Genomic DNA, 17,411 nt, shown 5'->3' with positions numbered 1-17,411 from the left:
TCAGCCCCGGGCGACTGTCAGGGACGACAGCCGCCGGCGACGCGGAAGGGCATTCGGAACGGCGGAGGTGGCGCGGCAAAGGCACGGTGGACCATGTTCAGCTCCTGGGGTCTATCTATGCTTATTACTAAATCGCATATTTTTCTAATTTGTTCTTTGTTGACGGAATAAGAGCTTGCATTTAAAACCAGCACATCCCGAACGGCAAATGCCTTTGTCCAATATTTCCAATGCCGGTAAAGCATCATGGATCTGCGCCAACTGCGTTACTTCATCGCCCTCGCCGAACACCGCAGTTTCGTCCGCGCGGCGGACGCCATGGGCATCACCCAGCCGGCCTTCAGCCGCAGCATCCAGGGCCTGGAGCAGGAGCTTGGCTGCCAGTTGGTGGACCGTGGCAGCAAGGACCTGCGCCCGACGCCGGAAGGCCAGGTGGTGCTGCAACACGCGCTGAGCCTGGTGCAGGGGTCGGCCAACCTGATCCACGAGATCGCCCAGTTGAACAAGCTGGATGCCGGCGAGCTGCGCTTCGGCAGCGGGCCGGCGCCGGCCCAGCAACTGGTGCCGGACGCGGTGGCCGACTTCATCAACCGCCACCCGCGGGTGCAGATCAGCCTGGACGTGGACAACTGGGAAAAGCTCAGCCGCTCCCTGCTCCGCGAAGAGATCGAATTCTTCGTCGCCGACATCCGCGACTTCGAGGCCGACCCGAACTTCCAGACGCGCCCGCTGACCCCGCGCCGCGGCCAGTTCTTCTGCCGTCCGCAACATCCGCTGCTGGGCAAGGACAGCCTGTCCACCAACGACCTGTTCAACTACCCGCTGGCCTCGACCCTGATTCCCCCGGGCATCCGCAAGCTGCTGGCGAACCTCAGCGGCAAGATCGACTTCGCCGCCAACATCCGCTGCGAGAACATGCACGCGCTGATCCGCATCGTCCGCCAGACCGACGCCATCGGCATCGCCAGCGACGAGACCCTGCGCCCCTACCTGCAGCGCGGCGAACTGCAACCGCTACAGTGGCGCAACCTGCCGCAGAACCTGGATAGCCTCAGCGCCCGCTGCGGCATCATCAGCCGCAGCGGCTACCGGCTTTCGGCAGCGGCCAAGGCGATGATCCAGACGCTGGTGGAACTGGACCAGGCGCAACACGCGGCGGCCTGAGCCGCCGCGCGGTTTCCCTTCCTCTACTGGAGTTTCGGCAACCCCAGCGCGCCGCGCAGCTCCTCGCGCACCGCGGCGAAGTCGGCGGCCACCGCCGGATCGGCCAGCAGGCTCGCCACCAGCGCCGCGGCGGCGGTCTGCCCGCCTTCCAGGTCGCTGGGGAAGTGCACGCCGGCCAGCACCCGGCTCTGCGCATGCTCCTCGGCGCGGGCGAAGAACGCATCGTGATGCTCCGGCACCAGCATGCTCAGCAGCGAGGCCTTGAAGTAGCTGTCCATGGTGTGGCCGCTGGGATAGGACTCCCCCTCCGGCGGCGGCAGCACCGGCTTCACCTTCGGTGTCACTTCGTAGGGACGCGGGCGGGCGAAGTGCTTCTTCGCCGGCATCAGCACCTCGACCAGGTTTTCCTGGGCGCGGTTGAAGAAGCTCCGGGTCAGCGGCAGGCGTTCCTTGTCGAACGACGCGCCCAGCAGGTCGCCGGCGAAGGGGAAGACGTTGTCCTCCCACTGGTCGTGGGCGCGCACCCGGCGTACCTGTTCGGGCGTGCGCAGGCGTTGAGCCTCCAGCACCGCGCCGAGATCGGCGACGGCCGCAGCCGAGTCCGCCGCCGGCGGCGGCGGGAGGTAGTCGGCCAGGCGCGGTGGGTGGGCCAGCGGATAGGGCGCGGCGGCGGTCTCCCCGAGACAAGACAGCGGTGCGAGCAGCGAAAGGCAGAGCAAGAGCGAAGGGCATAGGGTCTTGTTGTTCATGAAGCGTATTCCCTGAGGCGAGGTTGCATCGGGAGCCGAGGCTCCCACCCACGGCCGTTGCGGATGACGGCCGACGCCACACTCTCCGTCGGTGACTTCCGAAATGCTTGACCCGGCCTGCCGTTGCACATGCCAGCCCCTGCCAATGGCAGGCCCCGGCAAAAGCCGAGGCAGGGAAACACAAGCGGCCTGCGGAGCGACTTCCGAGACTGCGCCCACCTGGCACTCAGGTGGGAGAAAACAATAAATGCAAAATCTCAGACGCGCTGTATTCGCCGGCCTGGTCGCCGGCACGCTTTCCGAAGGGGCGGCCGCGACGGCCGGGGATGGGGGCTTCGTCGAGGACAGCGAACTGCAGTTCCTCGCCCGCACCTACTACTTCAACCGCGACTACCGCGACAGCCCGAACAACGCCGGGCGCAACCGCTTCAAGCCCAGGAGCGAGCGCAACGGCTACCGCGAGGAAACCACCCAGGGCCTGCGCCTCCAGTTCGCCTCCGGCTACACGCCGGGCAGCCTCGGCTTCGGCCTCGACGCCCATGCCATGCTCGGCCTGCAACTGGACAGCGGCGGCGGCCGCACCGGCACCGGCAACCTGCCGGTCGGCGCCGACGGCCATCCCGACCATCGCTACGGCAAGGTCGGTGGCGCCCTCAGGCTACGCCACGGCGAAACCCGCCTGAAGTACGGCCAGACCACCACCAGCGCGCCGGTGTTCGCCGCCAGCAGCAACCGCACGCTGGCCGGCATGGCCTACGGCCTGCTGCTGGAGGACCGCTCGTTCGACGGGCTGCTGCTCGAGGGCGGGCGCTTCACCGCCGCCTCCGGCCCCGGCGAATCCAAGGTCCGCGGCGACATCAGCACCGTCTACGGACGCCTCGGCGCCTATCCGGTGCGCCTCGACGCGGTCGGCTTCCTCGGCGGTCAATGGCAGGCCACGGAGCGGCTGCAACTGTCGCTCTACGCCTCGCGCTTCGACGACATCTGGCAGCAGGCCTATTTCGGCGCCAGCCATCGCCAGCCGCTGGGCGGGGAGCGCGCGCTGCGGGTCGACCTCGACGCCTACCGCACCCGCGACAGCGGCCAGAGCCGCTTCGGCCGCATCGACACCCTGGCCAGCTCCCTGGCCCTAGGCTACGAACAGGGGCCGCAGCGCATCACCCTGGCCTACCAGCGTGTCCATGGCGAGCAGCCGTTCGACTACATGGCCTTCGGCGACGGGCGCTCCAGCGCATCCATGGTACTGGCCAACTCGGTGGGCTACTCCGACTTCAACGGACCGGGCGAGCGTTCCTGGCAATTACGCTATGACCTGGACCTCGGCGCGCTCGGCCTGCCTGGGCTCAGCCTGCACGCGCTGCATGCCCGCGGCCGTGCCGGGGCCAGCGCCAGCAGTGCCGCCGAGAGCATCTACGCCGGACTCTACGGGCGTGACGGGCGGCACCGGGAAAGCGACCTCGGCTTCGCCTATCGGGTCAAGGCGGGCCCCCTCGCCGGCCTCGCGCTGCGCGCCTCGCAGGCCTGGCACCGGGGCAACGCGAGCTATCTCGACGGCGACATCGACGAAACCCGGCTGGTCGTCGATTACTCCCGCTCGATCTGGTGACACCCCGGGCCGCCCCGCGAGGCGGCCCGGATCGTCCTCACGCGCGCGGCAGCAACTGGATGAACAAAGGCGTGGAGAGCAGCACCAGCAGCGTGGTGATCAGCACCATGCCTGCCACTTCGTTCACCGGGCCGTCGTAACGCTTGGCCAACAGGTAGGTGAGCACCGCGGTCGGCATCCCGCACTGGATGGCGAAGGTGCCCGCCGCCACCGCCTCCATGCCCAGGCCGGCAGCGATCCCATAGCCGACCGCGAAACCGCCCCAGACCCGCACCAGAGACAGCAGCAACGGCCGCCAGGTCTCGTGCAGGCGCAGACCGGCCAGCGACAGGCCGAGCATCACCAGCATCAGCGGCACGGTAATCCCGCCCAGCAGGCGGGTCACATCGCGCAACGGCGGCGGCAGGCTCCAGCCCAGGGCGATCAGGCCCAGCGCCACGGCCAGGGCATAGATCATCGGGTTGCGCAGGATGCTCGCCGGGGTGATATCGCCCGAAGCGAACCAGACGCCGAGCGTCGCGTGACCCACCTGGATCAGGGTGGAGAACGCCACCGCATACACCAGCGCCTCCTCGCCGAAGGCCAGGTAGGCGATGGGGATGCCCATGTTCCCGGAGTTCGGCAGCATGATCGACGGCAGGTAGCGCCGCACCGGCATCCGCAGCAGGCGCAGGGAGACCAGGCCCAGCAGGGCGAACGCCAGCACCGCCAGCGCGGTGGCGAGGAACACCCCGGCCACCATGCCAATGGACAGGCCGGGGCGGTCCAGCGACGACAGCAGCAGGCAGGGAAAGCCGACGTTGGCCACCAGGAACACCAGCGCGCGGGTATCCACCGGCCCGGCGGAACGGCTCCAGGCGAAACCAATCCCGGTGCAGATCAGGATCGGCAGCACCACCGCGACGAACTGTGCGATCACAACCCCACCTTGAAGCCCAGTTCCAGCTCCGCTCGCAGGCGGCCGTGGCCGTCGAAGTTGAGCCGGCGCATCTCGCGCAGTTCGTTGGCGCAGAAGGCAGTGCGCCCGTGCAACACCGCGGTGTTGTCGAGCACCAGGATTTCCCCCGGCTCGAGCTTGATCCGCAGTTGGCAGGCCGGATCCTCGAGCGCCGCCACCAGTTCGGCGAAGGCCTCCACCGCCACAGGGTGCTCGACCACCTCGGCCGCCCCGTCGTTCTGCCGGAACTTGATGCCCAGCGCCTCGCCGTTCAGGCGGAACACCGGCTGGGTGCTGCTCTGGTGCTTGCGCACGATGGTCAGGGCGTCGCCACGCAGCAGGCCGAGATGCTTGGTCGGCATGCGCCGGCGCAGGCGCTCGAAGGCCAGTCCGGCGCTGGCCAGCAGAGTCTCCCCGCCCTCCCGGGCGTTGCGCACGCATTGCAGGCTGCACAATTGCTCCGGGGTGTCGAGGAAAGCGCCGTCGGTGTGCAGCTTGTGCTCCAGCGGCGTGGAGCCGAGGTAGCCGCTGACATACCGCGCATTGCTGATCGGCACGATGCCGTCGGCGTCGGCGCGCGGGTGGGGGGCGGCGCGGCCGAACAACTCCTTGAGCGCGAGAAGTTCCTGCCTGTCTTCGCCCTGTTCGCTGCGCAACAGCAGGAAACCAAACTCGTTGAGGGTCAGGATGATCGCCGATTGTTCCTGGCGGGATAACTTCACCAGCGTTCTCACCGAAACTTTCACGCGTTCGAGATCGAGTGTCGCGTCGAACAATTTGCTATCGAGATTCATATGACCGCTCTCCTCCGAAAGAAAATCAGGAATGCCGCCGACGCGCAGGGCGAGGCCCGGCGCTGGCGCCGCGCTGTCGTAGTGATGGGCAGGCTAGATGCGGGACGCGGCGGTTCGCCGCGAGATACTTGGAGTTGTTTCCGGGGAGGGTCGGGAGAATTGTCGGAAGGGAAAACTGGAAGAATTGGCAGTGCCGATTTTGTATCTGAATATATGGGGCGATTAACGAACGAAATGATCGCGGAATAACCTGCGGATTACCCGCGTGAAACTTTCATGACGCGATATACGCAGAATCCCCGACCAACGGCTGGATACTTCGCTCGATCCAGTCATTGGTTGGGTCGGTGCAAGAATTTCGAAACATATTACAAATTGCTACGAAACGGCGCCGCCTCGGCCGTCCCCGGCTCGGCGTCACTCCGCCGCCTGCGCCACGGCCTTGGCCTTCGCCAGCTTGCCGGCCGCCTCCAGCAGTTCCGGCGCGGCCCACTGCTCAGCGCTGAATTCGCGACGAATCAGGCCGAAACGCTTGGCCGCCTGGATCGAAGCATCCAGCCGGCCAAGGAAGTCGGCGTCCAGGCGCGGCGACAGGGCGTCGCCCAGCTTGCGGCCACGGTACTCGCTCTGCAGGATCACCACCGGGTAGCTGGCCTGCTTCGACACCAGTTCGATGTAGGCGTCGCGGTTCTCCTCGCGGGCCAGCCAGTCCTGGGCCTGCAACTGCACCTTGAGCAGCCGCTCGGTGATGTCCGGATGGGCATCGACGAAAGCCCCGGAGCCGACCAGCAGCGCCTGCAGGGTCCCGGCGCCGTTCAGGTCGCGGGTGCTCAGCGGAATTTCCGCGAGCCCGCGGTCGCGCAGGGCGAACAGCCCGGCCAGGCCCCAGGTGGCATCGATCTGCCTGGCTGCGAGGGCGGACAGGGCGGCGCTGAAGTCGAGGTTGATCACCTTCAGGTCCTTCTCGCTGAGACCGACGCTGGCCAGGGCATTGTCGAACGACAACTGGCTGGCGGTGCCACGAAAGATGCCTACGCGCTTGCCCTTGAGATCCTCCAGGGTCTTGATCCCGGAGCCCGGCTGCACGCCGAGATAGTGGTTGACCCCTCGCGCGGTAGCGGCCAGCAGACGGCTGTCCAGGCCTCCGGACTTGCCGATGATCGCCGCCAGGTCGCCGAGGTAGGCGAAGTCCACCTGGCCGTTGGCGAACGCTTCGTTGACCACCGGGCCGGCGCCCTTGAAGAAGCTCCATTTCACCGCGATGCCGTCGTTGGCGAATTCCTTCTCCAGCAACTGGCGGGTGTAGAGCACGTCGACCACGCCGCCGCCCGAGTGCGAACTGCCGGCGCTGACGTCCGGCACCGCGATGCGGATTTCCTTCGGCGGAGCGGCGCTCGCCAGCGGCACGTAGGCACCGAGCAGGCCGGCGAGGACAGGCGCGGCGAACAGACCGAGCAGGGAAGACGTAAGCGCTTTCATGGGGCGGCTCCTTGGAACGGGAAGAGAGGGATTCCCGCCGGGAGCGGGTGAGCGGCTAGCTATGCACAGCGGCGCCTCGAAAATAAATAATAAAAATTCATTTTTTTATAACCATAAGCAGTATGACAGGCCGCACGGGCCTCTCCGCGTCATATGCAGCCAGAGCATGGAAAATATTCTCCAAATGCATTTGCCGCTGCCTGGCGCCTTTCTTTAAATGACCCTTCTTAGCGAAAAAATGCATTGATGCGGCGATTTATATTCCCATGAAGAATATCGATAAAACCCTTTCGCCCGCCTGGAGCCGGCCCCTGCCGCGCCTGGCGCCGCCGCCCTCCGCGGCTTTCGCCCGGCGCCTGGGGGACAGCCTGCTGCCCTGGTTGCTGCCGCTCGGGCTGGCGCTGCTGTGGTGGGTCGCCAGCCATCGCCACTGGATGTCGGCCCAGGTGCTGCCGACTCCCGAGCTGGTCTGGCAGAGCGCCCGCGAGTTGCTCGCCGGCGAACTCTGGAGCGAATTGGCGATCAGCCTGCGGCGCCTGGCCTGGGGCCTGCTCGCCGGGGTCGCCAGCGGCGCCGCGCTAGGCGCCTGGCTGGGCTTCAGTCCGCGTGCCGAGCGCCTGGTCTTCCCCACCTTCAGCGCCCTCGCGCAGATCCCCACGCTGGCCTGGATCCCGCTGTTCATGCTGTTCTTCGGCATCGGCGAACTGCTCAAGCTGGTGGTGCTGGTGAAAGCGGTCGTGGTGCCGGTGACCATCCATACCCTGGTCGGCGTGCGCGACGCCCAGCCCAAGCTGCGCGAAGCCGCCGCGGTGCTGCGCCTGCCGCCACGCCTGCTGGTCTGGCGGCTGATCCTGCCGGCGGCGCTGCCGGCCTTCCTCACCGGGCTGCGCCTGGCCCTGGCGCAGGGCTGGACCTCGCTGCTGGCGGTCGAGCTGCTGGCTTCCAGCGAGGGCATCGGCTACCTGATGGTGCAGGGCCGGCAACTGTTCATGCTCGACATCGTGTTCGTCTGCATCCTCGTCATCGGCCTGGTCGGGGTGGGCATGGACCGCGCCATCCAGTGGCTCGACCACCGCCTGCTGCACTGGCCGCAAGCCGCCACCGGCGAATTCCGCCGGCGCCCGCCGGGACGCGGCTGGCAGCGCCTGCAGGTCTGGCTGCCGCCGCTGGCGCTGCTGCTCCTGTGGCAGTCGGCGAGCAGCGCCGAATGGGTCGATCCGGCGATCCTCGCCAGCCCTCTGGAAGTGGCGCGGGCGACCTGGAGCGGAGCGCTCGACGGCAGCCTGCCGGGCGCCCTGTTCGACAGCCTGAAGCGCACGCTCGGCGGCCTCCTGCTGGGCGGCGGCCTGGGTTTCCTCGGCGGCCTGCTGCTCGGCCTGTGGCGCCCGGCGGAACGCTTCTTCGGCCCCGCTTTCGCGGCACTGCGGCAGGTGGCGATCTTCGCCTGGGTGCCGCTGCTCACCGCCTGGTTCGGCCTGGGCGAACCGGCCAAGCTGACGTTCGTCGCAATCGCCGCCTTCTTCCCGCTGCTGCTGGCCACCCAGCGCGGCATCGCCAGCCTGCCGCCGAGCCTCGGCGAGGCGGCCCGGGTGCTGCGCCTGGGTCCCTGGCGACGGCTGCTCCGGCTGGTCCTGCCGGGTGCCGCCCCGTCGGTGTTCGCCGGCCTGCGTCTGGCGCTGATCTACGCCTGGCTGGGAACCATCGGCGCCGAGTACTTCATGCCCTCCGACGGCGGCATCGGCAGCCTGATGATCGGCGCCCAGCAACTGTTCCGCATGGACCTGATCGGTGCCGGCATGCTCCTGGTCGGCCTCACCGGCGCCCTGCTCAATGCTCTCGGCCAACGCATCGAAGCGCGCGCCACGCGCTGGAGACACGCATGAACGCACTCACCGCGCCCGCCACGGGCACCCCGCTGGTCAGCTTCCGCCAGGTGCGCAAGCACTTCGCCGTGGACGGCCGGCGACTGGAAGCGATCCAGCAGTTCGACCTGGAGATCGGCGAGGGCGAGTTCATTGCCATCGTCGGCGCCAGTGGCTGCGGCAAGTCGACCCTGCTGCGCCTGCTGATCGGCCTGGACCGCGACTACGACGGCGAGATCCGCGTCGACGGCCGGCCAATCGCCGGCATCGGCGGCGAACGCGGCATCGTGTTCCAGGAGCACCGCCTGTTCCCCTGGCTGACGGTGCAGCAGAACGTCGCCCTCGGCCTGGTCAACGAAGCCCTTGGCGAAACCGACAAGGCGGCGCGGATCGACGAATACATCCGCCTGGTCGGCCTGCACGGCTTCGAGCGTGCCTACCCGCACCAGTTGTCCGGCGGCATGGCCCAGCGCGTGGCGATCGCCCGCGGCCTGGTGGCCAGCCCGCGCCTGCTGCTGCTCGACGAGCCGTTCAGCGCCCTCGACGCACTGACCCGCCAGCAGTTGCAGGAAGAGTTGCTGGCGATCCGTCGGCGCACCCGCATCACCACCCTGCTGGTCACCCACGACGTCGAGGAGGCGCTCTACCTGGCCGACCGGGTGGTGGTGATGGAGCCGCGCCCGGGGCGGATCAGGCGGGTGGTCGAGGTGGACCTGGCGCACCCGCGCGAGCGCGGTGGCTTCGACTTCCTGCGCCAGCGCGAAGCGCTGCTGCACGAACTGACCGCCGACGGCGAGTACGTCGCGCCACCGCCGCGACGGGTGGAAAACCTGCCTTTCGAATTCCTCGCTTGCTGAAAAGCCCCTTGCCCTGGCCCTTTCCCCCTGCGGGAAGGGCGGGGGCGAGGGCCCCACCCTCTCCTCCCATCCAGACGAGACCCGCGCATGAGCAAACGCCCCAACTTCCTGGTGATCGTCGCCGACGACCTGGGCTTCTCCGATATCGGCGCCTTCGGCGGCGAGATCGCCACGCCGAACCTCGACGCCCTGGCCATCGCCGGCCTGCGCCTGACCGACTTCCACACCGCCTCGACCTGCTCGCCGACCCGCTCGATGCTGCTCACCGGCACCGACCACCACATCGCCGGGATCGGCACCATGGCCGAGGCGCTGACCCCGGAACTGGCAGGCAAGCCGGGTTACGAAGGGCATCTCAACGAGCGCGTGGTGGCGCTGCCGGAGCTGCTCCGCGAGGCCGGCTACCAGACCCTCATGGCCGGCAAGTGGCACCTCGGTCTGAAGCCGGAACAGACGCCCCATGCACGCGGTTTCGAGCGTTCCTTCTCGCTGCTGCCGGGCGCCGCCAACCACTACGGCTTCGAGCCTCCCTACGACGAAAGCACTCCGCGCATCCTCAAGGGCACGCCGGCGCTCTACGTGGAAGACGAACGCTACCTCGACACGCTGCCGGAGGGTTTCTATTCCTCCGATGCCTTCGGCGACAAGCTGCTGCACTACCTCAAGGAGCGCGACCAGAGCCGGCCGTTCTTCGCCTACCTGCCGTTCTCCGCGCCGCACTGGCCGCTACAGGCGCCGCAGGAGATCGTCGAGAAGTACCGCGGCCGCTATGACGCCGGCCCAGAGGCGCTGCGCCAGGAACGCCTGGCCCGGCTCAAGGAGCTGGGCCTGGTGGAGGCGGACGTCGAAGCCCATCCGGTGCTCGCCCTGAGCCGCGAGTGGGAAGCCCTGGACGACGAGGAACGGGCGAAGTCGGCGCGGGCGATGGAGGTCTACGCGGCGATGGTCGAGCGCATGGACTGGAACATCGGCAGGGTCGTGGACTACCTGCGCCGGCAGGGCGAGCTGGACAACACCTTCGTCCTGTTCATGTCCGACAACGGCGCCGAAGGCGCCCTGCTGGAGGCGTTCCCGAAATTCGGCCCGGACCTGCTGGGCTTTCTCGACCGGCACTACGACAACAGCCTGGAAAACATCGGCCGCGCCAATTCCTACGTCTGGTATGGCCCGCGCTGGGCCCAGGCGGCCACCGCGCCGTCGCGCCTGTACAAGGCGTTCACCACCCAGGGCGGCATTCGCGTGCCGGCGCTGGTGCGCTACCCGCGGCTAAGCCGGCAGGGCGCGATCAGCCATGCCTTCGCCACGGTGATGGACGTCACCCCGACCCTCCTCGACCTCGCCGGTGTCCGCCACCCAGGCAAGCGCTGGCGCGGCCGCGAGATCGCCGAACCGCGCGGCAGGTCGTGGCTGGGCTGGCTTTCCGGCGAGACCGAGGCGGCCCACGACGAGAACACCGTGACCGGCTGGGAGCTGTTCGGCATGCGTGCGATCCGCCAGGGCGACTGGAAGGCGGTGTACCTGCCGGCCCCGGTGGGTCCGGCCACCTGGCAGCTCTACGACCTGGCCCGCGACCCGGGCGAGATCCACGACCTCGCTGACAGCCAGCCGGGCAAGCTGGCGGAGCTGATCGAGCATTGGAAGCGCTACGTCAGCGAGACCGGTGTCGTAGAGGGGGCTTCGCCTTTCCTGGTGCGATAAGCGGAACCTCTCCCCTCGCCCTCTCCCTTCAGGAGGGAACGTCTGGCCATAAGGTCGGGGAGAGGGGCTACTTCGCCGGGCGGAACGAGGCGCCCCGGGTCAGGCCGAGAAACCGCCATCGATGGTCAGGCTGGCCCCGGTGATGTAGGCCGCTTCCGGCCCGGCCAGGTAGGCGACGAAGCTGGCGATTTCCTCGCTGCGGGCGTAGCGCGGCAGCGCCATCAGGCCCTTGAGGGTCTCGGCGAAGTCGCCGTCGTCCGGGTTCATGTCGGTATCCACCGGACCCGGCTGCACGTTGTTCACCGTGATCCCGCGCGGGCCGAGGTCGCGGGCCAGGCCCTTGGTCAGGCCGACCAGCGCCGACTTGCTCATCGCGTAGGTGGCGCCGCCGGCGAACGGCATGCGTTCGGCATTGGTGCTGCCGATGCTGATCACCCGCCCGCCGTCGCCCATGTGCTTGACCGCCGCCTGGGTGGCGACGAAGACGCTGCGCACGTTGATCGCCAGGGTCCGCTCGAAGTCGGCCAGCGGCAGCTCTTCCACCGAACCGAGGGCGAGGACGGCGGCGTTGTTGACCAGGATGTCGATGCGTCCGAAGCGAGCCGCCGCTTCGTCGACGGCGGCGACGAGCGCGGCCGCGTCGGCGCTATCGGCATGCAGGGCCAGGATGCTGGCTCCGGCGCCTTCGAGTTCGGCAGCCAGGGCCCGGGACTTGTCCGCCGAGCTGACGTAGGTGAAGGCGACGCTGGCGCCTTCGGCGGCCAGCCGGCGAACGATGGCGGCGCCGATGCCGCGGGAACCGCCCTGGACGAAGGCGACTTTGCCGGCGAGGGATGCAGAGGATACGGACATGGAAATCTCCATCGGAGTGGATAGACAGGCCCCGAGTTTCCGCCGTCCATTGCAGACCTGGTAGCGGGTAATCGCTATATTCAGCCGATACCAATGGTTTATGCGGGCCCTTTCCCATGGAAACCCTCAGCAACATCCAGTGCTTCGTCCGCAGCGCCGAGGCCGGCAGCTTCGCCGAGGCCGCCAGGCGCCTGGGCCTGACGCCGGCCGGGGTGGGCAAGAACGTCGCCCGCCTGGAAAGCAACCTCGGCGTGCGCCTGTTCCAGCGCAGCACCCGGCGCCTGACCCTGACCGAAGCCGGGGAGCGTTTCCTGCAAGAGGTCGGCGGCAGCCTGGAGGGCATCCAGACCGCTCTCGCCAACGTCTCCAGCGTCGGCAACCAACCCAGCGGCACGTTGAAGGTCAGCATGGGGCTGGCCTTCGGCCGCGACTACATCCTGCCGCTGCTCGGCGAGTTCCTCGAACGCTATCCCGACATCGTGCCCGACTGGCATTTCGACAATCGCCAGGTCGACCTCATCGGCGAAGGCTTCGACGCCGCCATCGGCGGCGGTTTCGAACTGCCTCCCGGGGTGGTGGCGCGCAACCTGACGCCGGGCCACCTGATCCTCCTCGCCTCGCCCGCCTACCTCCGCGACAAGCCGCCGATCCGCCATCCAGGCGACCTGGGCGGCTTCGACGGGATCCGCATCCGCTCGCCGCAGACCGGCCGCGTGCGCTCCTGGCCGCTGCGCCGGCGCAACGGCGAGGAGGCGCCGATCGAGCTGCGCGAACGCATGACCATGAGCGACCCGGAAGCCACCTGCGAGGTCGCCGCCATGGGCCTGGGCATCACCCTGGTATGCATGCAGCACGCCTATGCCTACCTGGAGTCCGGCGCCCTGGTGCGGGTCCTGCCGGACTGGTACGTCGACGCCGGCAACACCAGCCTCTACTACGCGGCGAACAAGCTGCTACCGGCCAAGACCCGGGTCTTCGTCGACTTCGTCGTCGACTACTTCCGCCGCCAGGACCTGGCCCGGCGCTTCTCCGCCTTCCCAACCGGCTAGCGCCAGCCATCCGTCGCTTCGGCAACCGGGAAAAGGCCCTGGCACCGGCCTCGCCGGAAAAACGGCAGTTTGACATTACCGATTGGGACTCTAGTTTTAGAAAACGCCGCCGACGAGCTTGGAAGGTGTCTTCCGCACGGTCCCGGGACCACCTGGAAGCCCTGCTCCGATCCGGCACATGGAGTGCAGCATGCGCGAGTCCCTCGGTGTTTCGTTACCATCCCGGCCCCTGCTGCTGAAGCTGGGCCTGCTTTCCCTACCCTGGGCGTTGTGCGCCGGGCTGCATGCCGTCGGCCTCGGCGTCTGGCTGGCCCTGGCTCTCGGTTGGTTCGCCAGCCTGGCCATGCTCTTCCTCCTCCTGCGCGACCCTCGGCAAGCGGTAGCGAATGCCAGCCCGCAGGCGGATGCCGCTTCGCCGGCCTGGAGCGCGGCGCAACGGGCGCTCGCCGACGAAACCGCGCAACTGGACGGCCACGCCCGGCAGATCGATGAACTGCTGCATTCGGCGATCCGCCAGCTCAGCGACAGCTTCCACGGCCTCGCCGAACGCATCGATACCCAGCGCGGCCTGTCCCATTCGCTGATCGAGCGCTACGACGGGCGCGGCCAGGTCGACGAAGGCATCAACTTCCAGGACTTCGTCAGGACCACCCAGCAGACCCTCAGCCTGTTCGTCGAGGCTACCCTGGAAACCAGCCGGACCTCGCAGCAACTGGTGGAACGCATGGACCAGGTGCGCCTGAAGATCACCGAGATCCTGCAGTCGACCCAGGACATGGACGCCATCGCCAAGCAGACCAACCTGCTCGCCCTCAACGCCGCCATCGAGGCCGCCCGAGCCGGCGAGAGCGGCCGCGGCTTCGCCGTGGTCGCCGATGAGGTGCGCGCGCTGTCGACCCGCTCCACGGAGTTTTCCGCCGCCATCCGCAAGCACGTCGACGTGGTCCACCACGAGATCCAGGACGCCGAGAGCGCGATCTCGCAACTGGCCGACAAGGACATGTCCTTCGCCCTCGATTCCAAGCAGAAGATCCAGGGCATGCTCGATGACCTGGAGGCGATGAACCGGCACACCCTGAAGGTCATCCACGAACTGGACCGGCTCTCGCTGGAAGTCGGCCAGGGCGTCGATGCGGCGGTCACCGCCCTGCAATTCCAGGACATGGGCAGCCAGTTGCTCGGCCAGATGCGCAAGCACCATGCGCGTCTTGGCGCCTTCGCCTTCGGCCTCGGCGCGCTGGAGGCGCGGCCGCGCCAGGAATGGCCCGAACGGGTCGCACGGGAGGTCGAGGAACTGCGCCGGCCCTTGCCCAGCCCGGTGAGCCAGAACAGCGTCAACGTGGGCGAAGTGGAATTGTTCTGAGGGTTATCGATAGCCAATCCGTCTAACCGGATAACTATCCGACGAGAAACCGGCGCCAATAATTGAAATCCACCGGACATTGTCTTTACTGGAACTAGCAAAGGGCCATCAGAGCCCTCCGTCACAGCCACCTGGCACACACCACCTTCGCCGCCGAACTTGGCGCTGCGGTAGGGACACCGTGAGGACGCAAGACCATGGGCAAACCGATTCTGATCGTCGACGACTCGGCGTCTATCCGCCAGATGCTGAGCTTCACCCTGAAGTCCGCCGGCTACGAGGTGGACGAGGCCGCGGACGGCAAGGAAGGCCTCGGCAAGGCCCAGAGCAAGAGCTACAGCCTGGTGTTCACCGACCAGAACATGCCGAACATGGACGGCCTGTCGCTGATCCGCAGCCTGCGCAACCTGGCCGGCTACCGCAGCGTGCCGATCCTCATGCTGACCACCGAATCGAGCGACGCGATGAAGCAGCAGGGACGCAGCGCCGGCGCCACCGGCTGGCTGGTGAAGCCGTTCGACCCGCCGAAACTGCTCGAAGTGACGCGCAAGGTCCTGCCCTGATTCCCGTTCCCCCGCGGGGGAGGTCCCATGCCCCAGGATATGAGCCAGTTTCTCCAGGTGTTCTTCGAGGAAACCGAGGAACACCTGGCCACCCTCGAACTCCTCCTGATCGGTCTCGACCTGGACCGGCCGGACAGCGAGACGCTGCACGGCATCTTCCGCGCCGCGCATTCGATCAAGGGTTCCAGCGGAATGTTCGGTTTCGACGACATCACCGCCGTCACCCACGAACTGGAGACCCTGCTCGACCGCATCCGCTGCGGCCAGATGGGCCTGCGGCCGGACATGATCAGCTCCTTCCTCGAAGCCCGCGACGTACTGCAGCGCCTGCTCGACGCCCATCGCAGCGGCCGTCCCGACCCCGGGGTGCCGTTGCTGGAGACGGTCGAGCGGCTGCGCGGCTGGCTGCGGGCGCCGGAGCAGGAAGCGGCGGAGGCAGGCTTCGGCCTGTTCGACGACGCGCCCACCAGTCCCGCCAGGGAAACCGCGGACGACGATGCCTTCGGCTTCTTCGACGAAGGCCCGGGCGCTCCGGAACGAGCGGCCGCGCCGGAAGCGTTCGGGCTCTTCGACGAGGCGCCCGGCGCACCGGCCGCGAGCGAAGCGTTCGGCCTCTTCGATGACGCGCCGGGCTCCCCGCCCACGGAGGAACGCGCCTTCGGCCTGTTCGACGGCGCCCCCGGCAGCCCCGCCGCGCCCAGCGCGCCCGCGCAAGCCGTCGCCGCGCCGGCCAGGGGCGCAGTCGCGCCCGTGCGTGGCGACGGCGAGTCCGGCTCGATCCGGGTCAGCGTGGAAAAGATCGACAGCCTGATCAACCTGGTCGGCGAACTGGTGATCACCCAGGCCATGCTCGGCCAGCTCGGCGAGCAGCTCGATCCGAGCCGCCACGAGCGCTTGCAGCACGCCCTGGCCCAGCTCGAACACAACACCCGCGACCTGCAGGAATCGGTGATGTCGATCCGCATGCTGCCGATCAACTTCATCTTCAGCCGCTTCCCCAGGCTGGTGCGCGACACCGCCACGCGCCTGGGCAAGCAGGTCGAGCTGCACCTGCACGGCGAGCACACCGAACTGGACAAGAGCGTGATCGAGAAACTCAGCGATCCGCTCACCCACATCGTCCGCAACAGCATCGACCACGGCATCGAAACGCCCGCCGAACGCCTCGCCGCCGGCAAGCCGGCGAGCGGCACGGTGAAGCTCGCCGCCAGCCACCAGGGCGGCAGCGTGGTGGTGGAGGTTTCCGACGACGGTCGCGGCCTGTCGCGTCCGCGCATCCTCGCCAAGGCCCGCGAGCGCAACCTGCCGGTGCATGACGGGATGAGCGACGCCGAGGTCTGGCAACTGGTGTTCATGCCCGGCTTCTCCACCGCCGAGACGGTTACCGAGCTGTCCGGACGCGGCGTCGGCATGGACGTGGTGAAGCGCAACATCGGTGCCATGGGCGGGCGCATCGACATCGACTCGGCGCCCGGCATGGGCACTCGCATCGGCATCCGCCTGCCGCTGACCCTGGCGATCCTCGACGGCCTGATCGTCGCCGTCGAAGCGATCAACTACGTGATTCCGCTGACCTACATCGTCGAGTCGTTGCAGGCGCGCAGCGACGACGTGCGCGGCCTCGGCGGCGAAGACAACGCGATGATCCGCGTGCGCGGCGAGTACCTGCCGCTGTTCAGCCTGCACGAGCTGTTGCGCATCGGCGGCGAAGCGCCGGCGCCGGAGCAGGGCATCGTGGTGATCCTCGAGTCCGAGGAGCGCAGCTTCGCCCTGCAGGTGGACGAGCTGGTCGGCCAGCAGCAGGTGGTGATCAAGAGCCTGGAACAGAATTTCCGCCGCGTGGAGGGTATCGCCGGCGCCACCATCATGGGCGACGGCAGCGTCGCCCTGATTCTCGACGTCGATGCGCTGCCACGCCTGGCGGCGCGGGAGGACACCGCCGATGAACGGCACTGAGGCAAGCCAGGCGAACGGCCCGGCGCAGGAATACCTGACCTTCACCCTGGGCCGCGAGGAGTACGCCATCGACATCCTCCGCGTGCAGGAGATCCGCGGCTACGACCAGGTCACCGCGATCGCCAACGCGCCGCCCTTCATCAAGGGCGTGATCAACCTGCGCGGGGCGATCGTGCCGATCGTCGACCTGCGCATCAAGTTCCACCTCGCCGAGGTCACCTACGACCCGTTCACCGTGGTGATCATCCTCAACATCGGCCGGCGCATCGTCGGCGTGGTGGTGGACTCGGTATCCGACGTGATCGCCCTGGGCGGCGACGCGATCAGGCCGCCGCCGGAGTTCGGCGCCAGCTTCGACACCGAATACCTGCTCGGCCTGGCCACCGCGGGCGAGCGCATGTTGATCCTGGTGGACATCGAAAGACTGATGACCAGCCGCGAAATGGCGCTGGTCGACGAAGCCGCGGCCTGAGCGGCGCCAA

General features: G+C 67.9%; 15 protein-coding genes. 10 read left to right on the top strand and 5 right to left on the bottom strand.

What is annotated here, in order from left to right:
- Positions 1-246: 246 nt before the first annotated feature.
- Entirely contained in the window at positions 247-1,164 is a 918-nt protein-coding gene (locus M6E97_RS26025) for a LysR family transcriptional regulator (RefSeq protein WP_267262417.1), read from the top strand.
- A 23-nt stretch (positions 1,165-1,187) separates the two neighbouring features.
- Here M6E97_RS26025 and M6E97_RS26020 read toward each other — a convergent pair whose 3' ends face one another.
- Positions 1,188-1,913, bottom strand: coding sequence for an acid phosphatase (locus tag M6E97_RS26020; protein WP_003083962.1), 726 nt, complete (start codon positions 1,911-1,913; stop codon positions 1,188-1,190).
- A gap of 247 nt (positions 1,914-2,160) precedes the next feature.
- Here M6E97_RS26020 and M6E97_RS26015 point away from each other — a divergent pair, with 247 nt between their 5' ends.
- The gene (locus tag M6E97_RS26015; RefSeq protein ID WP_003083961.1) at positions 2,161-3,519 is read left to right on the top strand and encodes an OprD family porin; all 1,359 of its coding nucleotides are present in this window, start codon (positions 2,161-2,163) and stop codon (positions 3,517-3,519) included.
- A 37-nt stretch (positions 3,520-3,556) separates the two neighbouring features.
- Here M6E97_RS26015 and M6E97_RS26010 read toward each other — a convergent pair whose 3' ends face one another.
- The 3 genes from M6E97_RS26010 to M6E97_RS26000 all read right to left on the bottom strand — a co-directional run bounded on the left by M6E97_RS26010 (position 3,557) and on the right by M6E97_RS26000 (position 6,729).
- A complete protein-coding gene (locus M6E97_RS26010) occupies positions 3,557-4,438 on the bottom strand; it encodes an AEC family transporter (RefSeq protein WP_003083960.1) in 882 nt (293 codons plus the stop codon).
- The gene (locus M6E97_RS26005; RefSeq protein ID WP_033939438.1) at positions 4,435-5,250 is read right to left on the bottom strand and encodes a TauD/TfdA family dioxygenase; all 816 of its coding nucleotides are present in this window, start codon (positions 5,248-5,250) and stop codon (positions 4,435-4,437) included. Before M6E97_RS26005 ends, M6E97_RS26010 begins: the two co-directional genes overlap by 4 nt.
- 417 nt (positions 5,251-5,667) lie before the next feature.
- Entirely contained in the window at positions 5,668-6,729 is a 1,062-nt protein-coding gene (locus M6E97_RS26000) for an ABC transporter substrate-binding protein (RefSeq protein WP_003112655.1), read from the bottom strand.
- A 266-nt stretch (positions 6,730-6,995) separates the two neighbouring features.
- Here M6E97_RS26000 and M6E97_RS25995 point away from each other — a divergent pair, with 266 nt between their 5' ends.
- From M6E97_RS25995 to atsA, 3 genes are all read left to right on the top strand, one after another.
- On the top strand, positions 6,996-8,612 hold the full coding sequence (locus M6E97_RS25995; RefSeq protein WP_079381533.1) for an ABC transporter permease: 1,617 nt from the start codon (positions 6,996-6,998) through the stop codon (positions 8,610-8,612).
- Positions 8,609-9,448 (top strand): ABC transporter ATP-binding protein, encoded by an 840-nt coding sequence (locus tag M6E97_RS25990; protein WP_003128394.1) that lies wholly within the window; start codon positions 8,609-8,611, stop codon positions 9,446-9,448. Before M6E97_RS25995 ends, M6E97_RS25990 begins: the two co-directional genes overlap by 4 nt.
- A gap of 87 nt (positions 9,449-9,535) precedes the next feature.
- Entirely contained in the window at positions 9,536-11,146 is a 1,611-nt protein-coding gene (gene atsA / locus M6E97_RS25985) for an arylsulfatase AtsA (protein ID WP_003137060.1), read from the top strand.
- A gap of 99 nt (positions 11,147-11,245) precedes the next feature.
- Here the strand turns inward: atsA and M6E97_RS25980 are convergent, their stop codons facing one another.
- Positions 11,246-11,998 (bottom strand): 3-oxoacyl-ACP reductase family protein, encoded by a 753-nt coding sequence (locus M6E97_RS25980; RefSeq protein ID WP_003083953.1) that lies wholly within the window; start codon positions 11,996-11,998, stop codon positions 11,246-11,248.
- 116 nt (positions 11,999-12,114) lie between these two features.
- Between M6E97_RS25980 and M6E97_RS25975 the strand changes: the two genes are divergently transcribed.
- The 5 genes from M6E97_RS25975 (at position 12,115) to M6E97_RS25955 (ending at position 17,401) form a co-directional block, all read left to right on the top strand.
- On the top strand, positions 12,115-13,047 hold the full coding sequence (locus tag M6E97_RS25975; protein ID WP_003083951.1) for a LysR family transcriptional regulator: 933 nt from the start codon (positions 12,115-12,117) through the stop codon (positions 13,045-13,047).
- Between the two features lie 178 nt (positions 13,048-13,225).
- Positions 13,226-14,410: a trichloroethylene chemotactic transducer CttP gene (cttP, locus tag M6E97_RS25970; protein WP_404936398.1), complete on the top strand. Its 1,185-nt coding sequence runs from the start codon at positions 13,226-13,228 to the stop codon at positions 14,408-14,410.
- 197 nt (positions 14,411-14,607) lie between these two features.
- A complete protein-coding gene (locus M6E97_RS25965; RefSeq protein ID WP_003083943.1) occupies positions 14,608-14,973 on the top strand; it encodes a response regulator in 366 nt (121 codons plus the stop codon).
- Between the two features lie 27 nt (positions 14,974-15,000).
- Positions 15,001-16,929, top strand: coding sequence for a chemotaxis protein CheA (locus tag M6E97_RS25960; RefSeq protein WP_034005786.1), 1,929 nt, complete (start codon positions 15,001-15,003; stop codon positions 16,927-16,929).
- Complete coding sequence (locus M6E97_RS25955) at positions 16,916-17,401, top strand: chemotaxis protein CheW (protein ID WP_003083938.1); 486 nt, start codon at positions 16,916-16,918, stop codon at positions 17,399-17,401. Before M6E97_RS25960 ends, M6E97_RS25955 begins: the two co-directional genes overlap by 14 nt.
- Positions 17,402-17,411: the final 10 nt, after the last annotated feature.

This window comes from Pseudomonas sp. B111 (assembly GCF_026428275.1).
Lineage (GTDB): Bacteria > Pseudomonadota > Gammaproteobacteria > Pseudomonadales > Pseudomonadaceae > Pseudomonas > Pseudomonas aeruginosa.
This window is presented reverse-complemented; position numbering and strand designations above follow the sequence as displayed.

Excerpts from the sequence above, each read along its gene's own strand:
- M6E97_RS26025 (WP_267262417.1), top strand. The coding sequence starts at position 247 with ATGGATCTGCGCCAACTGCGTTACTTCATCGCCCTCGCCGAACACCGC.
- M6E97_RS26020 (WP_003083962.1), bottom strand. The coding sequence starts at position 1,913 with ATGAACAACAAGACCCTATGCCCTTCGCTCTTGCTCTGCCTTTCGCTG.
- M6E97_RS26015 (WP_003083961.1), top strand. The coding sequence starts at position 2,161 with ATGCAAAATCTCAGACGCGCTGTATTCGCCGGCCTGGTCGCCGGCACG.
- M6E97_RS26005 (WP_033939438.1), bottom strand. The coding sequence starts at position 5,250 with ATGAATCTCGATAGCAAATTGTTCGACGCGACACTCGATCTCGAACGC.
- M6E97_RS26000 (WP_003112655.1), bottom strand. The coding sequence starts at position 6,729 with ATGAAAGCGCTTACGTCTTCCCTGCTCGGTCTGTTCGCCGCGCCTGTC.
- M6E97_RS25995 (WP_079381533.1), top strand. The coding sequence starts at position 6,996 with ATGAAGAATATCGATAAAACCCTTTCGCCCGCCTGGAGCCGGCCCCTG.
- M6E97_RS25990 (WP_003128394.1), top strand. The coding sequence starts at position 8,609 with ATGAACGCACTCACCGCGCCCGCCACGGGCACCCCGCTGGTCAGCTTC.
- atsA (WP_003137060.1), top strand. The coding sequence starts at position 9,536 with ATGAGCAAACGCCCCAACTTCCTGGTGATCGTCGCCGACGACCTGGGC.
- M6E97_RS25980 (WP_003083953.1), bottom strand. The coding sequence starts at position 11,998 with ATGTCCGTATCCTCTGCATCCCTCGCCGGCAAAGTCGCCTTCGTCCAG.
- M6E97_RS25975 (WP_003083951.1), top strand. The coding sequence starts at position 12,115 with ATGGAAACCCTCAGCAACATCCAGTGCTTCGTCCGCAGCGCCGAGGCC.
- cttP (WP_404936398.1), top strand. The coding sequence starts at position 13,226 with ATGGAGTGCAGCATGCGCGAGTCCCTCGGTGTTTCGTTACCATCCCGG.
- M6E97_RS25965 (WP_003083943.1), top strand. The coding sequence starts at position 14,608 with ATGGGCAAACCGATTCTGATCGTCGACGACTCGGCGTCTATCCGCCAG.
- M6E97_RS25960 (WP_034005786.1), top strand. The coding sequence starts at position 15,001 with ATGCCCCAGGATATGAGCCAGTTTCTCCAGGTGTTCTTCGAGGAAACC.
- M6E97_RS25955 (WP_003083938.1), top strand. The coding sequence starts at position 16,916 with ATGAACGGCACTGAGGCAAGCCAGGCGAACGGCCCGGCGCAGGAATAC.